Source organism: Enterovibrio norvegicus (assembly GCF_002876705.1).
GTDB classification, from domain to species: domain Bacteria; phylum Pseudomonadota; class Gammaproteobacteria; order Enterobacterales; family Vibrionaceae; genus Enterovibrio; species Enterovibrio norvegicus_B.
The window spans coordinates 1-20430 of sequence record NZ_MDAG01000031.1; the positions used below are offsets into that span (position 1 = coordinate 1).

The 20430-nt window shown below is 50.9% G+C and carries 32 protein-coding genes; 26 read left to right on the top strand and 6 right to left on the bottom strand.

Annotated elements, in window-relative coordinates:
* Both BCT27_RS16020 and BCT27_RS16025 read right to left on the bottom strand, forming a co-directional pair.
* Positions 1–339, bottom strand: a 339-nt coding sequence (locus tag BCT27_RS16020; protein ID WP_198597578.1) for a hypothetical protein, incomplete at its 3' end; no start/stop codon positions are given.
* A gap of 3 nt (positions 340–342) precedes the next feature.
* Entirely contained in the window at positions 343–945 is a 603-nt protein-coding gene (locus BCT27_RS16025; protein WP_102396225.1) for a helix-turn-helix domain-containing protein, read from the bottom strand.
* A 207-nt stretch (positions 946–1152) separates the two neighbouring features.
* On the opposite strand from BCT27_RS16025, the gene BCT27_RS16030 reads away from it, so the two are divergent.
* The 11 genes from BCT27_RS16030 to BCT27_RS16075 all read left to right on the top strand — a co-directional run bounded on the left by BCT27_RS16030 (position 1153) and on the right by BCT27_RS16075 (position 8448).
* Positions 1153–1353, top strand: a complete 201-nt coding sequence (locus BCT27_RS16030) for a Rha family transcriptional regulator (RefSeq protein WP_102396226.1) — start codon at positions 1153–1155, stop codon at positions 1351–1353.
* A 113-nt stretch (positions 1354–1466) separates the two neighbouring features.
* Positions 1467–2006, top strand: a complete 540-nt coding sequence (locus BCT27_RS16035; RefSeq protein WP_102396227.1) for a phage regulatory CII family protein — start codon at positions 1467–1469, stop codon at positions 2004–2006.
* Positions 2007–2015: 9 nt separating this feature from the next.
* The gene (locus BCT27_RS16040) at positions 2016–2279 is read left to right on the top strand and encodes a pyocin activator PrtN family protein (protein ID WP_102396228.1); all 264 of its coding nucleotides are present in this window, start codon (positions 2016–2018) and stop codon (positions 2277–2279) included.
* A 12-nt stretch (positions 2280–2291) separates the two neighbouring features.
* On the top strand, positions 2292–2729 hold the full coding sequence (locus BCT27_RS16045) for a hypothetical protein (RefSeq protein ID WP_102396229.1): 438 nt from the start codon (positions 2292–2294) through the stop codon (positions 2727–2729).
* Between the two features lie 62 nt (positions 2730–2791).
* Positions 2792–3076 (top strand): hypothetical protein, encoded by a 285-nt coding sequence (locus BCT27_RS16050; RefSeq protein ID WP_102396230.1) that lies wholly within the window; start codon positions 2792–2794, stop codon positions 3074–3076.
* Positions 3073–4482 carry a DNA cytosine methyltransferase gene (locus tag BCT27_RS16055; protein ID WP_102396231.1) on the top strand — a complete coding sequence of 470 codons (1410 nt, stop codon included), beginning with the start codon at positions 3073–3075 and terminating at the stop codon, positions 4480–4482. Before BCT27_RS16050 ends, BCT27_RS16055 begins: the two co-directional genes overlap by 4 nt.
* Positions 4479–5045 carry a class I SAM-dependent methyltransferase gene (locus BCT27_RS16060; RefSeq protein WP_102396232.1) on the top strand — a complete coding sequence of 189 codons (567 nt, stop codon included), beginning with the start codon at positions 4479–4481 and terminating at the stop codon, positions 5043–5045. The genes BCT27_RS16055 and BCT27_RS16060 overlap by 4 nt, the downstream gene beginning before the upstream one ends.
* Positions 5042–7501: a replication endonuclease gene (locus BCT27_RS16065; RefSeq protein ID WP_102396233.1), complete on the top strand. Its 2460-nt coding sequence runs from the start codon at positions 5042–5044 to the stop codon at positions 7499–7501. The genes BCT27_RS16060 and BCT27_RS16065 overlap by 4 nt, the downstream gene beginning before the upstream one ends.
* Positions 7488–8123 carry a 3'-5' exonuclease gene (locus tag BCT27_RS16070; protein WP_102396234.1) on the top strand — a complete coding sequence of 212 codons (636 nt, stop codon included), beginning with the start codon at positions 7488–7490 and terminating at the stop codon, positions 8121–8123. Before BCT27_RS16065 ends, BCT27_RS16070 begins: the two co-directional genes overlap by 14 nt.
* Complete coding sequence (locus BCT27_RS25985) at positions 8120–8254, top strand: hypothetical protein (protein WP_277872017.1); 135 nt, start codon at positions 8120–8122, stop codon at positions 8252–8254. The genes BCT27_RS16070 and BCT27_RS25985 overlap by 4 nt, the downstream gene beginning before the upstream one ends.
* A gap of 14 nt (positions 8255–8268) precedes the next feature.
* Positions 8269–8448 carry a DUF1382 family protein gene (locus tag BCT27_RS16075; protein WP_102396235.1) on the top strand — a complete coding sequence of 60 codons (180 nt, stop codon included), beginning with the start codon at positions 8269–8271 and terminating at the stop codon, positions 8446–8448.
* A 2-nt stretch (positions 8449–8450) separates the two neighbouring features.
* Here the strand turns inward: BCT27_RS16075 and BCT27_RS16080 are convergent, their stop codons facing one another.
* The gene (locus tag BCT27_RS16080) at positions 8451–8771 is read right to left on the bottom strand and encodes a helix-turn-helix transcriptional regulator (RefSeq protein WP_102396236.1); all 321 of its coding nucleotides are present in this window, start codon (positions 8769–8771) and stop codon (positions 8451–8453) included.
* Between the two features lie 275 nt (positions 8772–9046).
* Here BCT27_RS16080 and BCT27_RS25680 point away from each other — a divergent pair, with 275 nt between their 5' ends.
* Positions 9047–9226, top strand: coding sequence for a hypothetical protein (locus tag BCT27_RS25680; protein WP_198597579.1), 180 nt, complete (start codon positions 9047–9049; stop codon positions 9224–9226).
* Here BCT27_RS25680 and BCT27_RS26025 read toward each other — a convergent pair.
* The 3 genes from BCT27_RS26025 to BCT27_RS16095 all read right to left on the bottom strand — a co-directional run bounded on the left by BCT27_RS26025 (position 9165) and on the right by BCT27_RS16095 (position 12490).
* Positions 9165–9596, bottom strand: a complete 432-nt coding sequence (locus tag BCT27_RS26025) for an ogr/Delta-like zinc finger family protein (RefSeq protein ID WP_102396237.1) — start codon at positions 9594–9596, stop codon at positions 9165–9167. The two genes, BCT27_RS25680 and BCT27_RS26025, sit on opposite strands and share 62 nt — an antisense overlap.
* Positions 9597–9665: 69 nt before the next feature.
* Entirely contained in the window at positions 9666–10685 is a 1020-nt protein-coding gene (locus tag BCT27_RS16090) for a phage portal protein (protein ID WP_241908586.1), read from the bottom strand.
* Positions 10686–10696: 11 nt separating this feature from the next.
* The gene (locus tag BCT27_RS16095) at positions 10697–12490 is read right to left on the bottom strand and encodes a terminase large subunit domain-containing protein (RefSeq protein WP_102396239.1); all 1794 of its coding nucleotides are present in this window, start codon (positions 12488–12490) and stop codon (positions 10697–10699) included.
* A 180-nt stretch (positions 12491–12670) separates the two neighbouring features.
* Between BCT27_RS16095 and BCT27_RS16100 the strand changes: the two genes are divergently transcribed.
* The 14 genes from BCT27_RS16100 (at position 12671) to BCT27_RS25490 (ending at position 20430) form a co-directional block, all read left to right on the top strand.
* Positions 12671–13555, top strand: coding sequence for a GPO family capsid scaffolding protein (locus BCT27_RS16100; protein ID WP_102396240.1), 885 nt, complete (start codon positions 12671–12673; stop codon positions 13553–13555).
* A complete protein-coding gene (locus BCT27_RS16105; protein ID WP_102396241.1) occupies positions 13556–14563 on the top strand; it encodes a phage major capsid protein, P2 family in 1008 nt (335 codons plus the stop codon).
* A 9-nt stretch (positions 14564–14572) separates the two neighbouring features.
* Positions 14573–15295: a phage terminase small subunit gene (gpM, locus tag BCT27_RS16110; RefSeq protein ID WP_102396242.1), complete on the top strand. Its 723-nt coding sequence runs from the start codon at positions 14573–14575 to the stop codon at positions 15293–15295.
* Positions 15296–15402: 107 nt separating this feature from the next.
* A complete protein-coding gene (locus tag BCT27_RS16115) occupies positions 15403–15810 on the top strand; it encodes a head completion/stabilization protein (RefSeq protein WP_102396243.1) in 408 nt (135 codons plus the stop codon).
* Positions 15810–16298, top strand: a complete 489-nt coding sequence (locus BCT27_RS16120) for a phage tail protein (protein ID WP_102396244.1) — start codon at positions 15810–15812, stop codon at positions 16296–16298. Before BCT27_RS16115 ends, BCT27_RS16120 begins: the two co-directional genes overlap by 1 nt.
* A complete protein-coding gene (locus BCT27_RS16125) occupies positions 16282–16938 on the top strand; it encodes a virion morphogenesis protein (RefSeq protein WP_102396245.1) in 657 nt (218 codons plus the stop codon). Before BCT27_RS16120 ends, BCT27_RS16125 begins: the two co-directional genes overlap by 17 nt.
* Positions 16939–16940: 2 nt before the next feature.
* Positions 16941–18071, top strand: coding sequence for a DUF2586 domain-containing protein (locus BCT27_RS16130; protein WP_102396246.1), 1131 nt, complete (start codon positions 16941–16943; stop codon positions 18069–18071).
* A 2-nt stretch (positions 18072–18073) separates the two neighbouring features.
* Complete coding sequence (locus BCT27_RS16135) at positions 18074–18529, top strand: phage protein (RefSeq protein WP_102396247.1); 456 nt, start codon at positions 18074–18076, stop codon at positions 18527–18529.
* 6 nt (positions 18530–18535) lie between these two features.
* A complete protein-coding gene (locus BCT27_RS16140; RefSeq protein WP_102396248.1) occupies positions 18536–18763 on the top strand; it encodes a TraR/DksA C4-type zinc finger protein in 228 nt (75 codons plus the stop codon).
* The gene (locus tag BCT27_RS16145) at positions 18760–19182 is read left to right on the top strand and encodes a DUF5675 family protein (RefSeq protein ID WP_102396249.1); all 423 of its coding nucleotides are present in this window, start codon (positions 18760–18762) and stop codon (positions 19180–19182) included. Before BCT27_RS16140 ends, BCT27_RS16145 begins: the two co-directional genes overlap by 4 nt.
* A 3-nt stretch (positions 19183–19185) precedes the next feature.
* A complete protein-coding gene (locus BCT27_RS16150; protein WP_102396250.1) occupies positions 19186–19701 on the top strand; it encodes a hypothetical protein in 516 nt (171 codons plus the stop codon).
* A gap of 8 nt (positions 19702–19709) precedes the next feature.
* On the top strand, positions 19710–19982 hold the full coding sequence (locus tag BCT27_RS16155; protein ID WP_102396251.1) for a hypothetical protein: 273 nt from the start codon (positions 19710–19712) through the stop codon (positions 19980–19982).
* On the top strand, positions 19979–20245 hold the full coding sequence (locus tag BCT27_RS16160) for a putative phage tail assembly chaperone (protein ID WP_102396252.1): 267 nt from the start codon (positions 19979–19981) through the stop codon (positions 20243–20245). Before BCT27_RS16155 ends, BCT27_RS16160 begins: the two co-directional genes overlap by 4 nt.
* Before the next feature lie 41 nt (positions 20246–20286).
* Entirely contained in the window at positions 20287–20430 is a 144-nt protein-coding gene (locus BCT27_RS25490; RefSeq protein ID WP_422386139.1) for a DUF6890 family protein, read from the top strand.

Here is a 20430-nt window from a genome sequence, read left to right on the forward strand (position 1 = left end):
ACACTTAAATCCGAATACCCGTTTTTCTTTATCTGATTTTTTGAACCCAGTGAAATGGACATCGAAAGTATCAACTGGTTTAGGTGGTGGTCTATTGAAGTATGTGTTCTCTGGAGAGTTTAGATATTCTTGCAATGCTTGTTCTGCTAACGCTAGGTCTTCAATATCTTCATACAGATCGATAATGCAGTCTTTGCGATAAGTGCGAAAATGCACGTCCCCATTAACCTCAGCCATTCCTTGATAATGTTCTTTTGATTCAGACCAGTTAAAAAGGCGAACGGCGGTGAGGTTTAATCGCTGAGAAAGATATACGAAATACAGCTCTTTAGTTTCCATCTCTTAGCCCTTCACCAAACTCATAGCCACGCGGCCAATTACCTTGATCTCTCTTTCGGCAACATCAATTAAAGCGCCATCAAAATCAACTGATAACTTTTTGCCAGGAAGGCGGCGCAATCTATTTACTGAGAAAGAACCATCTACATCTATCAAGTAATCACCTGATGATGGTGAGGTGTCATCTGTGTTGATCAGGTAGTGAGTATTGTCAGAAAAAAGAGCCAAACAGTTATCACGTTTCAGCGCCTCTCCGAGATATGCCTTATCCAAGGTGACTGGTGAAAGGTCACGCAATTCACCGTTTTCCAAACGCTTTGCATTTATGTAGTCAGACGATGATTGCTCAGAACCTTGGCTATACAAATCACCTTTGCCGAGTGCAAGCGCTTCAAGGTTTACGCCTTTCGCTAGGCACAGGCGAATAATCAATTCATAAGGCGTGAGTTCTCTTTGGTTCCATGTGGATATTGTGGGTGCAGGCACGCCAACAACATCTGCAAGTTGCAAGTTAGTGTCCACTCCCGCCACTTCTTTGAGCTTGGCCGTTAACTCCTTACCTTTCAGGTACTCAAAAGGCGGAATTTGCGGTATCAACCTACCCATAAACCCAACTCCTCATCTAATAAAGTGAAAAAACACCAATCACAACGCCAGTATCACCCAGTGGAGTGATCGGATTCGCATTTAAATTAATTTCAAGTTTGACCAAATGCTATTTAGCCATTATCATTCACTCAAATACATTTCTGATATAGCAATAAGCCGCAATATCACGCAATAAGGTCAAAAATAACCTTGGAGAGTATCACGATGTCCTCAATTCAAATAGCTGTCGATGCACCATTCATCACGAAAAAAGAGTTCTTGAAGCGCACAGGCCTAACCTCTGACACCTTTGAACGCCTAAAAGCTGATGGCGATATCATCATCATGCCAAAGCGAGGCGTTAAAAATGCAGTTCTAGTGAACATGATTGCAATGACAAAAAAAGCCGTCGAGCAATCCGCATGAACATCAAAAAGCCTTCAAATGAATTCCCGCAGTTCGAAAAGTTGCCATTTTGGTATCACTTGTTCGCAATTGCGGTTCTTCTTTGTCCATATTTCGTCAAATGAGTGTCTGATATGACTAAAAATAGCTCAATGTGCGAATTACGCGAACGCAAACAAAAGATTTGGGATGACGCTTGTTGCGCATTTGCCAACGCAAAAGACATGACAGCGGTGGCAAACACCGTTGGCATGACGCCGCAAATGTTCCGCAACAAGATGAACCCAGCGCAACCGCACCAACTTACCGTGCGCGAACTGATCAACATTACCAACGAAACAGGTAACGAATTGTTGGTCAGTGGTCTTTTGTCTGCGTGCGACATGGTTGGCGCGAAAGTCTCTGACCATCGCGAAGGCAACACACTGGCGGTTCACGCCTTGTTGGCTTCACAGAATGCAGGTGAGCTTTCAACTGCCGCACTGAAACACGGCAACGCAAACCACCTGCCCCGCACCGAACGCGAAACCCTTCGCGAAACAGCACAGCGCGGTGTTCGCAACCTTGTGCTGCTTATCAACGAATTAGAAAACCGCACGGCTAGCGCTGCGCCTTTCCTTTCCATGTCCATGGAAGCGATCGGCAACGGCCTACCAATGCCCGGCTTGAGCTAAGGAATAAACATGAATACCCAATTCGCACTACTAGCGAGATTCGAAAGCCCAACCGTTGCACTGAAAGAAATCTGCATCGAGTTTTTCGGCATTCAGCCAAAGACCGCAGAAGCGCAAGCCAAGTGCGGCGAGTTCCCTATTCCAACGTTCAAGATGCGCCAAAGCGAGCGCAGCCCGACGCTGGTCCATATCGAAGATTTAGCAAAACACATTGATGCACAACTCACCAAGGCTAGGAAGGAATGGGCCTCAGTGAACGGCAGAGCCGCATAAGGAGATCACCCAATGAGCAACGCAGCCCAGTTACTTAACGCCCGCAAGCAACTCAAAAGCAGCGCGAACGACAACACCGCGCCTTCATTGCGCCCAGTACCAACAACGCCGCGCAGTGTGGCGGAGTTTCACGCGCAGTTAGACGCACAAGCAGGCAGCCCAGCACCCCGCGCCGAAGAAAGTTTGGCGCAGGCAAAAAACTATTTCACCCGTGATCACAAAGCCTCTGAATTTCGCATGGCATTCGGTTCACTTTCTCATGAAGAACGCGCGTTAGTGTTGATTGCAGCCCGCATCGACCACAACCGCTGCACCCAACAAATTCGCGATTTTAACCAGCAAGAACGCACCGCCATTGTTGATGGAATCAAGCTGCTAAACAAAATCAGCAACCGCTTTTCAAATGCCGTTGGCAACCTGAAAAACCTAAGTTCCACGCTAGTCCACTAATAACAAGCAAGGTCTTGCCCCTTTCGAGGGGCTTTTTTCGTCAGTGAATAAAGGTGAACACCATGGAAAACCAGCAAGCGAAAGACATAACCACCGCAATCAAAGGGCTGATTAGCCTAAGTGCGGAATCTGCTTTGGCAACGCCACGCCGCTTCTTTGTTGATGTTTCTGTTTGGGCAAGTAAGCGCGTCGTGTTGGTTGAGATTATCGATTTGAGAAGTGAAGCAACGGTTTATCTGGATTCAAGCAAAGGCGCAGGTTTTACGCGTGAAACCATTAACGGCATGGAAGACCGACTGATCGAAAAGTGGGCCGATTTGAACGAAGAGAAGGAGATTGCAGCATGATTCACGCGAACGAATTGGTTGTTGATAATTTCGCAGGTGGTGGCGGTGCAAGCACTGGCATGGAGTTGGGTTTGAACCGTCATGTTGATATTGCGATCAATCACGACCCAGAAGCCATCGCGATGCATAAAGCCAATCATCCTGAAACGCGCCATTACTGCGAAAGCGTTTGGGACGTTGACCCCGTTGAAGCATGTGAAGGCCGTCCGGTTGGTTTGGCGTGGTTTAGTCCTGATTGCAAACACTTCTCAAAAGCCAAAGGCAGCCGCCCTGTAGATAAGAATATTCGCGGCTTGGCATGGGTGGCTGTTCGTTGGGCAGCGCTTGTGCCGGTTCGCGTGTTTATGCTGGAAAACGTAGAAGAATTTATGACGTGGGGGCCATTGTTGGAAGTGGCTCCTGGTCAATTCAAACCTGATCCACAACGCAAGGGCGAAACCTTCAAAGCGTTCATTCAATGCCTTTCAACTGGCCTTGATTCGGCGCACCCAGCTTGGGAAGAAATCCGCACCGCGCTGGGTGACGGTTTCCCTTATCACATGTTGGAAAAAGGTTTGGGCTACAACATCGAGCACCGTGTTTTATCTGCGTGTGACTTTGGTGTACCAACAACCCGCAAACGCTTCTTTCTGGTTGCCCGTAACGATGGCGCACAAATCCAGTGGCCTGAACAAACGCACGGTGATGGCCTAAAGCCTTACCGTACAGCGGCAGAAATCATTGATTGGTCAATCCCTGTTAAATCCATCTTTGGCCGTAAGCGCCCATTGGCTGAAAACACCATGAAGCGCATCGCCAAAGGGTTGGAAAAGTTTGTGTTTAATGCCGATGAGCCATTCATCGTGCCAGAGCAAGCGGCTATCCCATTCATCACTGAGCACGCTAACGCAAGCGGTCAGCGCAACATGGCACTTGATGAGCCATTGCGCACCCTTTGCGCTCAAGTGAAAGGCGGTCACTTCGCTTTGGTGACAAGCCATGTCATCAAAATGCGCGGTACCAACTTAGGACACGGCGCAGCCGAACCACTTCACACCATTTCAGCGGGTGGTTTACACCTTGGTGAAGTGCGTGCATTTCTTGTGAAGTACTACGGCACAAGCCACGCAGGAAGCTGCAATTCGCCACTTGATACCGTTACCACAAAAGACCGCTTTGGCTTGGTCACTGTTCACGGTGAAGAGTACCAAATCATCGACATTGGTATGCGAATGCTCGAACCGCACGAGCTTTACGCCGCTCACGACTTTCCAGCCACTTACAAAATCAGCCACGACATGAACGGCAAAAAGCTAACCAAACGAGCCCAAGTGGCCCGCGTGGGTAATTCAGTGCCGCCAACCATGGCGCGAGTGTTGGTGAATGCCAACGTTGAACAGCCTTTACTTTCGGAGATTGCAGCATGAGCAGCACCCACGGCAACACCATTCCACGTGAACTTTACCCAACGCCGTCTGAATGCGTTGAAGCGCTATTGGCGCAACTTCAACTGCGTGAAGGTGATCGTTTTCTTGAGCCTTGTTTTGGTACGGGCGCCATCTTCAACCGCGTGAACCTGCCAGAAGGCCAAAAGTCATTCGCTGAAATTGAGCAAGGTATCGACTACCTAACCACGCCATTCGGCCAACAAGATGTGATCATCACGAACCCGCCGTTTTCACTGACGGAAGAATTCATTCGTAAAAGTCTGAGTGAGTTAGCCCCAGACGGCACCATGGCATATTTGCAGCGCGTGAACTTCTTAGGTTCAACCAAGCGTGTGCCGTTTTGGGCAGAAGTGGGCTTTCCTGAAAAAACACCAATCATCATTCCCCGCCCGCGCTTTGTTGGCGGCGGTTCAGATTCGTGTGAATACGCGTGGTTCATTTGGGACAAAGGTAACCGGTTCTCAAATATTCCCGTTGGCCCTAGCCACATCATTTCGCACACCAAGAAAACCGCACACCTTTTCGCGAAGGTGGCCGCGTGAACCCAACCATTCACGACTACTACGCAGATTTCGCCATTGCACCGAAGACCCCTAAAAAGGTCTTCGGGCAAATCAAGCGCCTGCAAGAAAAGTCGAAGAAGCTGATCCACATTGCTGAAACAGGCGGCAGAACCACACTGCCGCCAAAAGAGCTGATTAACTGGGATGCGCAGTACTACATGGTGTGGAAAGCTGACGCCAAGTTTGCTGAAAAGCTGATCAGTGATTTGCCGCGCGACATCGCCTCAACCATTTGGAACCAATACGTTACCCGCTGGGTGAAATACATTGGTATGCGTGGGCAAAGCCGAAGTGCAAACATCTGGTTGCGCAAAAAAGTGGAAATGGTCACCGAAGCTGTGGGCAAATTGCCTGTACACGTTGAAGCCCTCGCCAACGAAGTGCGCCGCGCCCAAGTGGCAAGCGACATGGCAAAACAGTGTTATGACCTTATGGTGACAGGTGCAGCCGAAGGCGCGAACGCTGAAACCCTATGCGAAGAAATCACCAAGATTGCAGGCCGCTGGGATTTCCACGTGTCATTGCCAGCGCAACGCATTAGCCGCCTACAAGATGAAACCAACGAAGAATACGACGCCCGCGTAGAAGAACACTTTCAACTCGCCGCCATTGCCCGCATGGTTTCTGCAGATTGGTGGGAAAACAAATTAGAGATTCGCTACAGACGTTTTTGCGAACATTGCCGCATCATGCTTGGCAAAGTTCGCAAAGGGGTTTCCGCGTACCTAAGCGACACCGCAAAGCAGCAATACCGCGAGCGCCAAATCGCTGGCCGTAAAGCGCTTGAGCAAATGATTGCCCGCAACGAAATCACCGACGAAGAAATTGCACTTGTGCAAGCCGTTGATGCGTCGGTTTCTAACCCAGAAAACCGCCGTGTTGAATTGATGGTCAGAATGCGCGGGTTTGAAACCATCGCAGAAGAACAAGGCATGTCGGCGGGGTTCTTCACCGTCACTTGTCCTTCGCGTTTTCACGCATTCAAAACCAACAAGAAAAGCGGCAAGGTTTACCCAAACAGCAAATACGAAGGCACCACGCCACGTGATGCGCAAAAGCACCTGTCAAAAGCATGGGCGCGTGTGCGTGCATTCCTTGGCCGTAACGAAATCCCTGTCATGGGTTTTCGCGTGTGTGAACCGCACCACGATGCAACACCGCACTGGCACTTGTTGTTGTTCTTCAAGCCAGAACATGAAGCGCTGATCACTTGGGTATTTGGTAACTACTTCACCGAAGCCGATCGCGAAGAATTGCACGTGACAGGGGATGACTTCAAGAAAGCCGCCGTTCACGTAGGCCAAAGCAGTGACCTGCAATTCTCACCGACCAAAAAGTGGATGTCTCAATTCACCAAGCAAACCAAAGGCATGGACGAAAGCGCCCTGATTGCCTTCTGGTCAAACTTCCACGCCCACTGCGGTGAAGTGGCCGACATGGTTACCGAGCGCATTGAGCCGCGCATGAAATACGTGCCAATCGACCCAGACCGCGGCAGCGCAACGGGCTACATCGCCAAATACATTTCTAAAAATATCGACGGTCACAAAGTGGATATTGATGAAGAGTCAGGCGAAAGCGCCGAGTTCACCGCGAACGATGTCATGGGATGGGCAAGTGAATGGGGCATTCGCCAGTTTCAACAAATTGGTGGCCCTTCTGTCACCGTATGGCGCGAACTTCGCCGCCTTGAAACCGAATCAGAGAAAGCCAACCGCACCGCCGCCAAACAAGACGAGCGCCCTTATGTGCTTGAGATGGCTCCATGGTCAGAAGTGAAAGCCGCGTGTGATGCGATGGAACAAGCACGCCTTGCGTCATGTGCTAGCCGTTGGGACATGTATGTAGAGGCGATGGGTGGTCCATTCGCCAAACGTGCAGAACGCCCGGTTCAGATTCACTACACCTTCAAAGAAAACGCCGTGGGCGAAGACGTGAAAAAGATTCGTGGCCTTCAACACCTCATCAACATTATCGAGACGCGCAAAGACGGCTGGATTATTAACAAGAAATCTGACGCTTCACGCTCTTGTGCTCCTGCTCCTGCTCTTGAGCAAAGCGGCAGCGACGCAGCTTGGAGTTCTATCAATAACTGTACGGAAGGATCTAAAAACGATCTAAACACCTTCCGAGACCAGATTATTGATCACCTCGCCAGTGTTGGCAGACACGCCAGCGAGCGCGAAATTCGCGAATTAGCCACTGGGCGACCAGTGACAAACGCCGAAGGCGAAAAAATGCGGGTACGCCAAACAGAAAAAGGCATCAGCCTGCATGTTTGGAAGCCCGAACATAAAAGCGGGGTATTCAGTTTGCCCCAGCACTTCAACTTGAAAGACATCGGCACACCGTTGCCACCACTGGCGGAGCCGCTGGCAGACATCGACCCGTCGAAACAATATTGGGAAGGGAGAAATAACCATGGCGTTAACTGACAAACTCACACTGACATTCAATCAAGATGCAGTAACCAACACCGTCGTGATCGACACCGAAACGCTAGACGTGACCGAAACAGCCATTGTGCTGACGCTTTCCGCCGTGAAGTTCGATCGCTTCGGCGACAAAGAACAAAAGATGCAGGAAATTCACACGGCCATTGATGTGACACAACAGCTTTTGCAAGGCCGCACCCACTCAGCCAGCACGATTGAATGGTGGAACAAGCAAAGTGACGCCGCAATTCACGAGCTTTGGGAAACGTGTTCGGTAAGGGTTGGCGTGGCGCTTAACGTGTTGGCGGAATTCATTGGCGATTGCCAACCGTTCAGCCGTGGCACTGACTTTGATTTCAAAATCCTTGGTCACATGTACAAAGCCAACGGCAAAAAAGCCCCTTGGAAATTTAACCAGGTGCGCGACGTTCGCACCTACGTTGATGCCTTCACGGGCGGAACAAGCGGATACATCGACGGTTTCGAAAAGCCCGATTGGATGGTGGCGCATAACAGCCTGCACGATTGCTACCGCGATGCCTTGCTAATGATTCAAGCGCGTTCTGCCGTAATGGGCGAGGCAGCAACAATGGCCGCAGAAGCACAGGAGCAAACAGCATGAACCCAGCCGACAAAATGCGCTTTATCCAAAACATGTCAGTGGCTTTTATGAAGCACCACGGCTACCAGCCAAGCGAAAGCCACTTGCGTGGTTTCGCGGAGCTTTACATCCAAATCCAAAATGTGGGCTAAGGAGCAATAAGCACATGGCACCCCAAAAGCAAAGCCCAGTTGAAATGCGAAAGTCATTGGTGTTGGTTGAAGAACTGGTGAGAAGTGGCATTGAGTTTGTGCCTGTTCCCGTTCTTGATGCTGATCACCGCGTGAAGTTGTTGGAAGAATTCGACGCCTCACTGAACGAATTACTGAAAAGGACTTTAGCCTAAACCTACTCGCCGTCCTTGCTGCGTTCCCATTCAGCCACAATGATTTGCACCAAGGCGCGGCGGCTTTCCTCAGTGAGCAGCCGTGCTGCGGCTGCTACGTCTTCCCCTTTGGTGTGTTCCACATCAAGCATATCTAACGACACATCTAAATCCGCAATGCCAAGCGCACGAATCACGGCGCGATATTGGCTCAAGCGCATGTCTGCACCTTGCTCAATCCGCCGATAGGTTTTTATGCCTATGCCTGACTTTTCCGCCAGTTGTTGTTGCGTCAGTCCAGCTTCTTGTCTACGCCTTTTTATAATCTCAACAATAGGTTCCATGGAACTCCGTTCCCAAAAAAGGACTATTACGGGGAGTTTATGGCAAGAATTGGACCATTTTGGGCACTGCTATTGACGCGCAAAAAATCGGCGCTAAATTCAGCGTGTTAGCCGCGATCCCTTCTCTTGGAAATGAAAAGGCAAGGCTAATACGGCGCTGTCATTTACGGAAAAATCACGAATTGCGATGCAATATGAAACGTATTCGCCGCATGAAGTGCGCTAAAAACCAATAAAAATGAACCGTTTACACAGTGAATATTGCCAGAGGTAACATGAGCACAAACCAGATTCGTGCAATCCGTTGGATTGAAACCCGCGCGGCTGAAAATACCGCGCATCCTGAAGAAAACGCGGTCACAGATTATTTGATTGGGTTAGTCAGAGGGGACGTTAAAACAGCGCAAGCTGTTGTTGAAGGCTACGACGAACCGAAGGTGTTACGGATTGGATAATTGCCATGGTCAGTGCTTCTGTTGTGAAGGCTGACGGGCTAAGGGTGTGAGAGAAGGCGCGACACATCACGAAGCGATGACCGCAGCCCGAACAGACGCAATAAAGGTCAGACACATTGCTGGAAAGGCGATTGGTTTTTTGAATGGTCGCCCGTTCACCGCAACCGCAATAAATGCGGGTACCTTGAACAAAGGCAGCGTGCATCACGCCAGATGGCGAAAACACGGAATGTTTAAACCCGAGGGTGGATATAAAAGAGTGTCCACACTCGGGTTTTTTGCATGAGCAGTATAATTCTGCTGTTGTGGGGTTTTTCCCTTCACTGCGGCTCACCACCGCTTGTGAACCGCATTGGCAATCAACACGCATTGACAACCATCCTTTAACCAATTGACCGACTTGGCAATAGTAAGGTAACTGCTGGTTGTTTGTACAGTGTTACGCAGCGGTTGGGAGCGTTAAATCAAACTTCACATGCAAACGCGGTGGCACTTGTTTGTTAATGCCTTCCATGATCAGTTTGCACGCAGGAATAATTTCATCACGCGCATATTCAAGCCCCACTTTTGTTGGGTCGCCAAACGTCGCGTTACCCTGCGGGATAATGCCTGCTTTTCCGCCGGGAAAACGGTGAGCCACTAACACGTCTTGCGCGGTAATGTTTTTGATGCGCTCGAAATCATCTTTGGTGGCAATGTCGCCCACCGGAATCAGTTGAATGCCTTTCTCTTTGCCGTTCGGAATGTTGATAAACAATGAACGGAAGTTGCCGATCCCTTTTGATGATTGAATCTTGGATTTCAGTTCGTCTTCATCTTCTTTGCTTAGGCTTGGGTCGGTTGCATAGAAGATGTAACCCATGTGCGCACCGTTTAGGTAATACTTGCGACGGAACAAGGTTGCATCAACGTTTAATAGGGCACTTTGCACGCCGCCAAGGTAGTCAGGCAGGCCGTAAATTTGCTGTTGTGGGTCGTATTGCTTCACAAAGGCGATGGCACTTTGCGAAATGGATATTTTCTTGTCGTCGCGTTCAAGCAGAACAAAATCACGGTTCTTTTTGCGGCGCAGGTACATGGCGGGAAGGTGGCCCAGCATCATGGGTTGGCGCATCCGGTTGAAGATGATTTGCGCACCAAGGTGGCCGAACTGAATGTAGTCACGCGCCAGTGCTCTTATTTCTTCTGATGTAATACCGCCGCCGCCACCTTGAAAGCGAGCAGCAATGTAACCCGCACGCGCATTTATCAAGCTGCCGTGGTGCGCTTGCTGGTTTGCAAGTTGCGCGAGAAAGAGCGTATCTAGTGGCGGTTCCCAATAGTCGTCCATGTCGTTGTAATGCAGATCGCTGTATTCGCCGCCAAAGCTGCCAGCACGTTCGACACCGCCAAAGGAAAAAGCGAGAGATTCGCCAGTTTCACTGCTGGTTTGGCTGTCGTCGTTTGCGGCTTTTGTCATTGTGGTTTCTGTCATCGTGATAGTGCCCAAGTGGATTTGCGTTGGTTGGTATGGTTCAGTGGCTCGTTTATCAGCGCGTGAGCAATGGCCCAGAACGCATCGGCATGGCCTGTGGTTTCGCTGCGCTCGGCTTTGAACGTCATCATGTTGCCGCTGCCGCTGGAAACGCGTTTGATTGCCATGAACGCCATGGCGATGTCTTTGTGTTCGGCATCCCACACCAAGCGGCCTGCGTCGATCACATCAATCATCTTGAGTACCAGGCGATTTTTGTTTTCGTTGCTGTAGTGAATGGCAACCGCTTCACGCGGGTGGTTCGCGCTCACTAAATCCCACACGCCCGCGCCAATGCCTGTGGTATCAATGCCGATGTAGGTCACGTTGTAACGGTTGAAGGCTTCATCAATCTGGTTAGATTGGTATTGAAAGTTCAGCCCTTTCCAATAGTGTTTTTCCAGAACGCGGAATAATTCAGCGTTGGTGATCGGCGGGGCAATCACCACCAAGCAGGCGTTATCACGTGAGCGGCTTGGGTCATACCCCAGCCACACTTCTTGATTGCCATAAGGCCGCGCGGTACCGGGTTTGAAATCTTTCCATTTGGCGGCGTCCACCATGGCTTTTTCCAGCTTGCTGAACGCAAACACGCTGGCGTTACCATCAACAAACACGCACATGAACAGGTTGGCGAAATCGCTTTTGCTGTATTCCTCGCGCAGTTCATCAATATCAAACAGATCACAACCGCCCGCCGCTGCATCTTCAATGGTGACGACATAACGCCATTGTTTATCGGGGCAGAGTGCGCCGCCTTCGCGGTACTCCGTGAACGTTGGGAATGCAATGCTTTTGCGGGTTTCAGATTCGCCGCGCCATTTGTCGCCAGACCAAAACGTATAGGCTTGGTGGGTTTTGGTTGATGGCGTCGAAAAGTAGGTTTTGCGCCACTTCTTGTGTGTCGCCATGGCGGATGCCAGTTTGTTGAGTACATCAAACTTGGGAATCCAGAAATATTCATCAACGTAAACGTGGCCGTGAAAGCCCTGTGCGGTGTTGCTGTTGGTTGAACAAAACCGCAGTTCTGCGCCGTTGCTCAAAATTGGGTTTTTGCCAGTGAGTTCTAAGCCCAAAAATTCGCGGGCAATGTTCACAATGTAGGTGCGGAAAATCTCAGCCTGCGCACGGGAGGCGGAAAGGAAAACTTGGTTATCGCCCGTGAGTATCGCGTCTTCCAATGCTTCACACGCAAAATAGAAGGTGGCACCAATCTGACGTGATTTAAGAATGTTACGCGTGCGCTGATGCAGGTTCTCACGCATCGTAAGCTGGTATTTGAAGAAGCTGGCGTGAAGGTCGGCAAAATCATCCTCTGTGATTTCACTAACATCATTCTTCTGTTTCTTCCCTTTCTTGGGCTTGTCGTCGCCGCTGCGCGTCGCTGTGCGATTATTCCCGCTTTGCTGTCGCGTTGGCTTGCCGTTGTCGCTGTCGTCGTGCTGTGGCTGTTTGGCGGCTTGCTGGCGCTGCTTTTTCAACTTCACATGCTTTTCAATCAGCATGTCGAGCTCTTTTAGCTGTGCCGGTGATTTCTCGGCCTGATTGGTAAGCACAACAACACGGCGGGCGATCGCCTCGTCCACTTCTTCTTCGCGCAACAAATCACGCCAACCGTATTTTTCCGCCCAGTGATAAATGATGCGGTTATTCGGTAGCGCCCCGTTGAGTTCTTCGCGTATTTCGTCCGGTGTATACCGTCGCAAGTACAGCCGTTTGGCCGCTTCCCGCAGTTCAATTGGATATGCCATGAGCGGCAGTTTACGCAGTTAAAGCCGCTAAAAATTCAAGTCAGATTCCGACGAATTCGGATACAGCCAATATCCGAATTTTCAGGAATGGAACCAGATGAAACCACCCCCTCAAAGCCCTAACCTTGCCCGTAATTTCGATATTCCATAACGCATTAAAGGCAGAGGCATGTAACCGATATGGCAAAAACTTCCGAATGGAAAATTGTGGCGACTGAAGGCAACACAATTGACGACCGCATCATCCTGAAGGAATGGATTCAGGACATGGCCGAAACCTACAGCTTGGACGAATACACCGCCATGATCTGGCCGGAACACTTTCGTTCAACGTGGGGGCCATTTGAGGGCAAAAACTGGGGCTTTGTCTCCGAAGTTAAAGCCGAAAAGCGCGCAGGTAAAATGCGTCTTATCGCCAAAATTACCCCAAATCAATACCTGCTTTCTGCCAATGCTGATGGGCAAAAGCTATTTAGTAGCATCGAAATCAAAGAGAACTATGCAGGCACAGGCAAGTGCTACCTGCGCGGTCTGGCCGTGACCGACTCCCCAGCCAGTACCGGAGCGCAAATGCTGAAGTTCTCTATTGGCAATGAAAACATTGAGCGAGAAGCCCAGTTGGAGCCGCTCAACCTGTCCGAGTTTTCTGACGAATCACGTTTCCGCCGCTTCTACAGCGTTATGCGTGATCTGTTTGGAACAGAAGAACTGACCCCGACCGACACGCAACCCCAACCCGAGGACACAGAAGTGACCGAAGAACAACTAAAAGCAGCGCTTGCAGAAACCCTGCAACCGTTCACTGCGCGTTTGGATGCCATTGAACAAAAGTTCACGGCAGCCCCAGCGCCAGCAACCCCGCAAGAAGGCGGCGAAGAAACACCGCCAGCCGATAACGGCGAAACCTTCAATGCCGAACAATTCAGCGCCGCGTTGAATGAAGCATTGACCCCAATGGTTGAAAAGCTGAACGGCTTAGAAACCCAATTCAATTCACTGTTGCAAGAAGAGCCGGGGCAGCGCCCGCTAGGCGAAGGCGCATCAAATAACGTGGAGATCTGGTAAATGCTGACGGTTAATCCAGAAACAAACAAAGTCATTGATGGCTACTTCGGCGAGTTAAAAAGCAACGGCATTCGCAAAGGTAAGCTGTTCAATATCGCTTCACCGCAAGAAACAAAACTGCGTGAAGCAATCAAAGAGTCTGACGCTTTCCTAAAGCTGATCTCTTTTGACCTGAAACAACAAATCAAAGGCCAAACCATTGATGTGGGCACGGGCAATTTGTTGACAGGTCGTAAGTCAAACGGACGTTTCCGCCGCGAAGTTGGCGTGACAGGCACCGTTTATGAAATGGCAAAGCAAGATTCAAATGCATTTGTGCCATACGAACTGCTTACTGAGTGGGCGAACGCTGGCAAAAATGGCGAGTTCATGAAGTTGCTGAATGCAAGCGTTTCAAAACAATTCGCATTGGATGTTCTGCGCATCGGTTTCCACGGTGTAACCATTGCGGCAGATACTGATCCTGTTAAGTGCCCGAACGGCGAAGACGTCAACAAAGGTTGGTTGACCGTGATGAAGGAGCAATTCCCTGATCAAGTTCTTCCGTCAGTGGTGCTAGACGCAACAGGCCAAACCGAAGGTGCTTACAAAAACCTTGATTCCATCGTGAAATCCATGATTCACGACATCATCGAAGACCCTCACCAAGAAGACGGTGATCTGGTTGTACTGGTAGCGCGTGACCTAGTTTCTGCAGAGCAATCTCGTTTGTCTGATGCAGCAACGACACCAACCGAACATGCGGCAGCACAGAAGCTTGATAAGTCGATTGGTGGTTTGCCGTCTTTTATCCCGCCTTATTTCAAGAGCGGTCAAATCTGGGTGACGTCGCTCAAGAACCTTCACGCAATGGCGCAAAGCGGTACCCAATACCGCAAGGTGGCGCAGTGGGAAGAAGACGAAGCGGGCATCGAAAGTTCATGGCTTCGCATGGCGGCTTATGGTGTGGACAACCACAAGAAGTTCGCAGCGATTGAAGCTGTAACGTCTCCAACGCCAGCGCAGTAAGGGACGAGCATGGTTAGCCCTATCCGCGCAATGCGCGAAAAGATGAAGGCCGACCGCAACAGTGCAGGGGAAACCCTGCCTGTTATCGCGGCAAGCCCTGACACCCTCGAACTGCGTTTAATCGAGCTAGAAGCCGATCGCCAAACGCTTAAATCCTTCAACGCGATAGCAGACAAAATCGAGCATAAGCGCACGGTGTTAATGCCGAAATACCGCCCTGTTGCCGAAGCCTATTTGGTAGGTAGCACCACGTATGAAAACCCGATTTTCTCTGAAGTTGTGCTGTGGCTGTTCGACATTGGCGAACTCGACACCTTCATTGAATGGTGTTTGAAGGCCATCGAACTCAACGTGCCAACCCCTGAACGCATCAAGCGTGATTGGCAAACCTTCTGTGCTGACAGTATTCACCAGTGGGCAACCGAGCAGGTGAAGAACGGGCAAAGTGTTGAACCGTATTTCAGCCAAGTGTTTGAGCGCATTCAGTCTGATGAATGGCGTCTGCATGAAAAGGTGAGTGCCAAGTTCTACAAGCTGGCGGGGCAAAACCTGTTGCGCGGTGAAGACGGCACAGTGAAAGCCACCCACGTGGGCGATGTGGAAACACTGACAGCCGCACTGGAACTGCTGGAAAAAGCCGACCAACTCGACAGCAAAGCGCAGGTTTCTGACCTGACTAAAAACCGCATTCCGGCACGCATTAAAGCGTTGACCGACGGCACGAATTTATAACGACTCCTGACCCCCACGCGCTTCGGCTTGCGAGACGGGATAACCGCAAGGTTACACCCAATGTCTATGACCAAGTGGCAGAAGCGCCCTAATTGAGAGAGTGAAACATGAGTTTAGGCGGCAAGGTGCAACGCACCGACAGCACAGTGATAGCGGGTAACGGATGGCCGGAACTGTCCACCGCCGAGTTTCGCCAGCTTCGCCGCATTCCTCATGTGTTTGATGAATCCAGCATGGCGGCGGCGGTAGAAATTGCCGCTGATGCAGTGCAAGGCCATTTGTCAGCCTTGGCAGGTTCTGAGCTTTCAGGCGCAAAAGTGCATTTGTACAAACGCGCGGTTTACACACGTGCTCACGCTGATTTGTTGCCAGAGTTCGCGACACAGAATCGACGCGATGAAGCCCAAAACACCGCCGAAGATGCAGGCGAGATGGGCGACAGATTCCGCGCCCAAAGCACACGCGATATTGCACAAATGCTGGGCGAAAGTCCTAACGGTATCGAGTTGATCTGATGGCTGACGCATACACCAAAACTAAGCTGGAACACCTCACTGAATACATGGTGTCGCACCTGAAAACAGGCGTGTTGGATAACAAAATCGACGCTTGGCAAGAAAACGCCAAGTTGGTGATTTCAGGTGAAGACAGAGGCAACGGCGGAATGGTGATTGCCGAGTGGCAATACAACGCGGTGATCAGTGTTGAAGGGTTTCCGCACCAGTTGTTTGACCCGCGTTATTTGTTGGCTTCTGTGGCCTGTTGGTTGAGCGAATACGACCACGACCGCGCCAGCACAGAGTTGGAAGACCCAAGCATAAGCGTGGATGTGCTGGACGATGGCACGGCGGATGTGTCCATCGAAGTAGAGCTTTCAGAAGTGATTGAAATGATCCCCGACCCTGACGGGCTAATCACGTATCAAGGCCAACAATACCGAGTGCAAACCGCGCCGATTTACACGGCAGAAGAGGCGGAAATTATCAATGAAGCCAACGGTTAGCCTCAACAAAAATGACGCACTGAAGTTTGAACAGAAACTTGCACTGTTAGCCATGCCGCCCCGCAAGCGAATTTGGTTATTGAAAACACTGGGGCGCTGGGAAAAGGCCAACACGCGAAAGCGAATCAGCCAACAAAAAGACATTCACGGTAGAGCACTTGCCCCGCGCAAGAAGGGCCGCAAAAAGATGTTTCGCCGCATGGCAAAGGGTTTGGAACCCTATGTGCGAAATGGTGGCAAAGCGCTTGATTTAACGTGGCGCAACAAGATGACCGCCCGAACAGCGGCAAGGCACCACGTAGGCCAAAAGCAGCGCATGAGCGCCAAGCAGTTGCAGCGCCGCTTTGGAAAACCAGATTACAGCGCACCTGCTACCAAGGGCATGGCGCGAAAACTTCGGGAACTGGGTTACACCGTCTCGACGAAAAACGGCAAAGGCCGCAAAAAGCCAACACTGGCATGGATTCAAACGAATCTGACGCAAGGCAAAGCGGGCGCGATTATCCGCGAACTGAGCGGCAAACCAAAGCAAACACAGTGGGACATTCCACTGGACGAACGGCAGATATTGGGCAGTTCGAAAACCGACGTTAACCGCCAGCTTGTGAAGCTATTCGAGCAGGCACAGAAAAGGAAATAGCGATGTCTACCGGAAAGGTTGAAATCAATAACTTGAACTTAGGGCAGGGCGGCATTCCTGAAATTGAACGCCACTTGTTGTTCGTCGGCACGACCGCAAAACCGGAACTGATCGGCAAACTCATTAATGTGTCTGCCATGTCTGATTTGGATGATGTGGTGGCTGACGATGCACTCGGCAAAGCCGTGATTGCCGCCCAGCTAAATGGCAAGCAGAACTGGACGGCGGCCATTTATGGGCTGGCGGCAGGTGAAGGCGCAGAAACATGGGCTGATGCCGTAGACGTGGCGAATAAAACCCAATCATTCGAAGGCATTGTGATCGTGGATGAAACCACCGACAAAGCCGCCTTTGATGACATGCAAGCCAAAGCCACGGAGCTTGTCAGCAAGCTGGGCCGCTGGGTGTTTTTCCTTGCTGCAACACCGGGCATCGATGCGGAAACCCAAACATGGGCAGACTACACCGCCGCAACGCTGACGCTAGTGAAAGACGTGGCAGCGAATATGGTTGTGCCGGTTCCCCAACTTAACGGCAATAACGTGGGTGTGCTGGCTGGCCGCTTGTGTGACCGCAGCGTAACGGTAGCCGATACGCCAATGCGCGTGGCAACGGGCAACGTGTTGGGATTGGGCGATATGCCAGTGGATAGCGCAGGCAAGCCGCTTGAAATGTCCACAATTACCACCTTGGCGGATGCGCGTTTATCCCTGCCGCAATGGTATGCCGATTACGAGGGCGTTTACTGGACAAACGCCATGACGCTCGAAGCCAAAGGCGGCGATTACCAGTTCATTGAATACGTTCGCCCAGTGCACAAGCTGAACCGCCGTATTCGCATCAAAGCGATTCGCCGCATTGGTGACAAGATTCTGAACTCCACGCCAGAGTCAATGGCGTTCAATAAAACCTATTTCATGTCTGACATGCGCGTGATGAGCAAAACCACGGCGATTGGTGGTGTCACTTTCCCTGGTGAAATCATGCCGCCACGTGATGAAGACGTGAACATTCAATGGATGACCAAAGAGAAGGTGAACATCGGCCTAATGGTTCGCCCGCACAACTGCCCAAAACACATCGTGGTGAATGTGGCGCTTGATCTCTCTAACCCAGCTGATACAGGGGCATAACAATGAGCCAACGTATTTCCGGTAAAAACCTCAAGTTCATGCTTGGCGGCCTGAAAATCAACGCGCAGAAATGGACGCTTTCCATCACAGATGGCGATGCGGTGACGTACACCAATGGCATTCCAGATGGTTACGTGGACGGCGAAGTGTCAGCGGCGGGTGATCTTGAAGTCAACACCGCAAACCTGAACCTGATTTTGGCCGCCGCAAAAATCAAAGGTTCGTTTCGTGGACTGGGCACGTTCGACGCCAAAGGCTTTGGCGCAGTCGGTCGCGATGTGCTGAACATCGACATGTTCGGCGTGAAGCTGAAGCTGTCAGACCTGATTGACGCAGACAGCGCAGGCGGCAGCGCACTGATTCACAAAATCACGTTCGATATTACTAGCCCTGATTTCATCAATATTAACGGTGTGCCATACCTGCGCCCTGATGAAACCGTGGACATTTTAGGGTAATCGCGGATGCCGGACTTATTTGACAGTGCATCGGATAACGAAGCCAAACAGACCGAAGTGGCATTGGCTAACCAGTTGGCAGCCTCGGCCTTACAAAAAAGCCAGCACCCACACGGCGAAACGCATTGCGTTGAATGCGGCGAGGAAATCCCCGCCGCACGTCGAAAGCATTTACCCCATTGCTGCACCTGCGTTGAGTGTCAGCAATTGATCGAATTGAAGGTGAAACGTTGAAACATTTCATTCTAAAGCGCCGCTACTTCAAAGACGGCACATTCAGCACCCTGCACCGTGAAGACGGTTCACAAGTGTGTGTGATGGCGGAACGCGCCGACCTGAACAACGCACCGTCGCGTTCGTGTATTCCCGAAGGCCGCTACAGCCTGTTGCCGCATTCGTCGCCAAAGTTTGGCAAATGCTACGCACTGGAAGCACCAGAACTGGGCGTGACACGTTACGGCCCTAGCCTGCGCACGCACATTCTGATTCACAAGGCCAACACACCAAGCCAATTGCAAGGCTGTTTGGCTCCGGGTGTTCACTTCGGTGAATTGCACGGCGAATGGGCAGTGCTGAATTCAACGGCTGCGTTTGATGCGCTGATGACAGAACTCGGCGGCGAACCCGCCATGCTCACTATCAAAAAGGACTAAGCCATGTGGGACAAGGTTAAAGGATTAATCGGAACCGCCGCGCCGCTGATTGGCTCGGTGATTGGTGGGCCTGCTGGCGGTGCCATTGGTGGCTTGGTTGCCAGTGCGCTGGGCGTGGAAAACACGCCAACCGCCATTGAAGCAGAACTGCGCACCAACCCAGACGCACTGCTGAAACTCAAGCAACTTGAATTGGACCACGCGGTGGAACTGCGACGCCTGACACTGGAAGAAGCTGGGCTGGATTTGAAACGCTATCAATCCGAGATGGCCGACACACAGAACGCACGCGACAAACACAAAGACCATTGGATGCCCTCGGCCTTGGCCGTGGGGCTATGCCTGATGGTGGCCGCGATGTTTGGCAGCCTGATGTTTGTTGATGGCATTCCCGAACGCTTCGACCAGGTGATCATGATTATCGTCGGTTCAGTGCTCACCGCATTTTCTACAGCGGTGGCCTACTGGCTCGGTTCCAGCAAGGGCAGTGCCGACAAAGACAAGAAGCTGAAAGTTTAGGGGTGCAGATGACCGAAGCAATCAAACAGCACAGCCAGCCGAACACCGCGAGTTTAGTAGTGCCGGTGCTGTGTGTCGCAATCACTATCTTGTCAGCGTGCATCGGTTATCTGTTTATCAAGACCGCTGCCAATGAACTAGCAATCAGTGAGCAACGCGCCCACGTCGCGGAAAGTTACGCAACACGTGAAGAATTAAACGCTGGTTTTAGCCGCATCGAACAACGACTGAATGATGGCTTTAACCGACTGGATGAAAAACTAGAGAGAGTACGCAAATGAGCAAGCAAATCGTTCTGACCATTGCAGGCGCAGACATCACCTTTTCGCCAACGCCTGAACTTTACGGCGAATACATTGGTGCAATGGCACGCGGTGAACTGACTGAATCCGCGCATAACTTTGTGATGCAATCCGCCGAAGGCGACGAAGGCAAAGAAGTCTTGCGAAAGCTGGATGAAGAAAACGCAGGCGCAATGCTGCAAGTTGCGGGTTCTATTGTGGGTGAATACGCGCCGAAGGTCGCGATTACTGTAAAAAAATAGAAGGTTTGGTGAAGTCGCTGGAAAACAGCGACTTAGGCCAAATGTACGCCTTGCGCCGAAAGTGGCTACCCCACGAACCGGACACGGAAAAGAGCTTGGCGCAAGCCGTTTGGTTAGAAAAGCAATATTGGCAAAACATGAGCGCCGCTATGACGAACGGCACTGCTAAAGCATTTACGGGATAA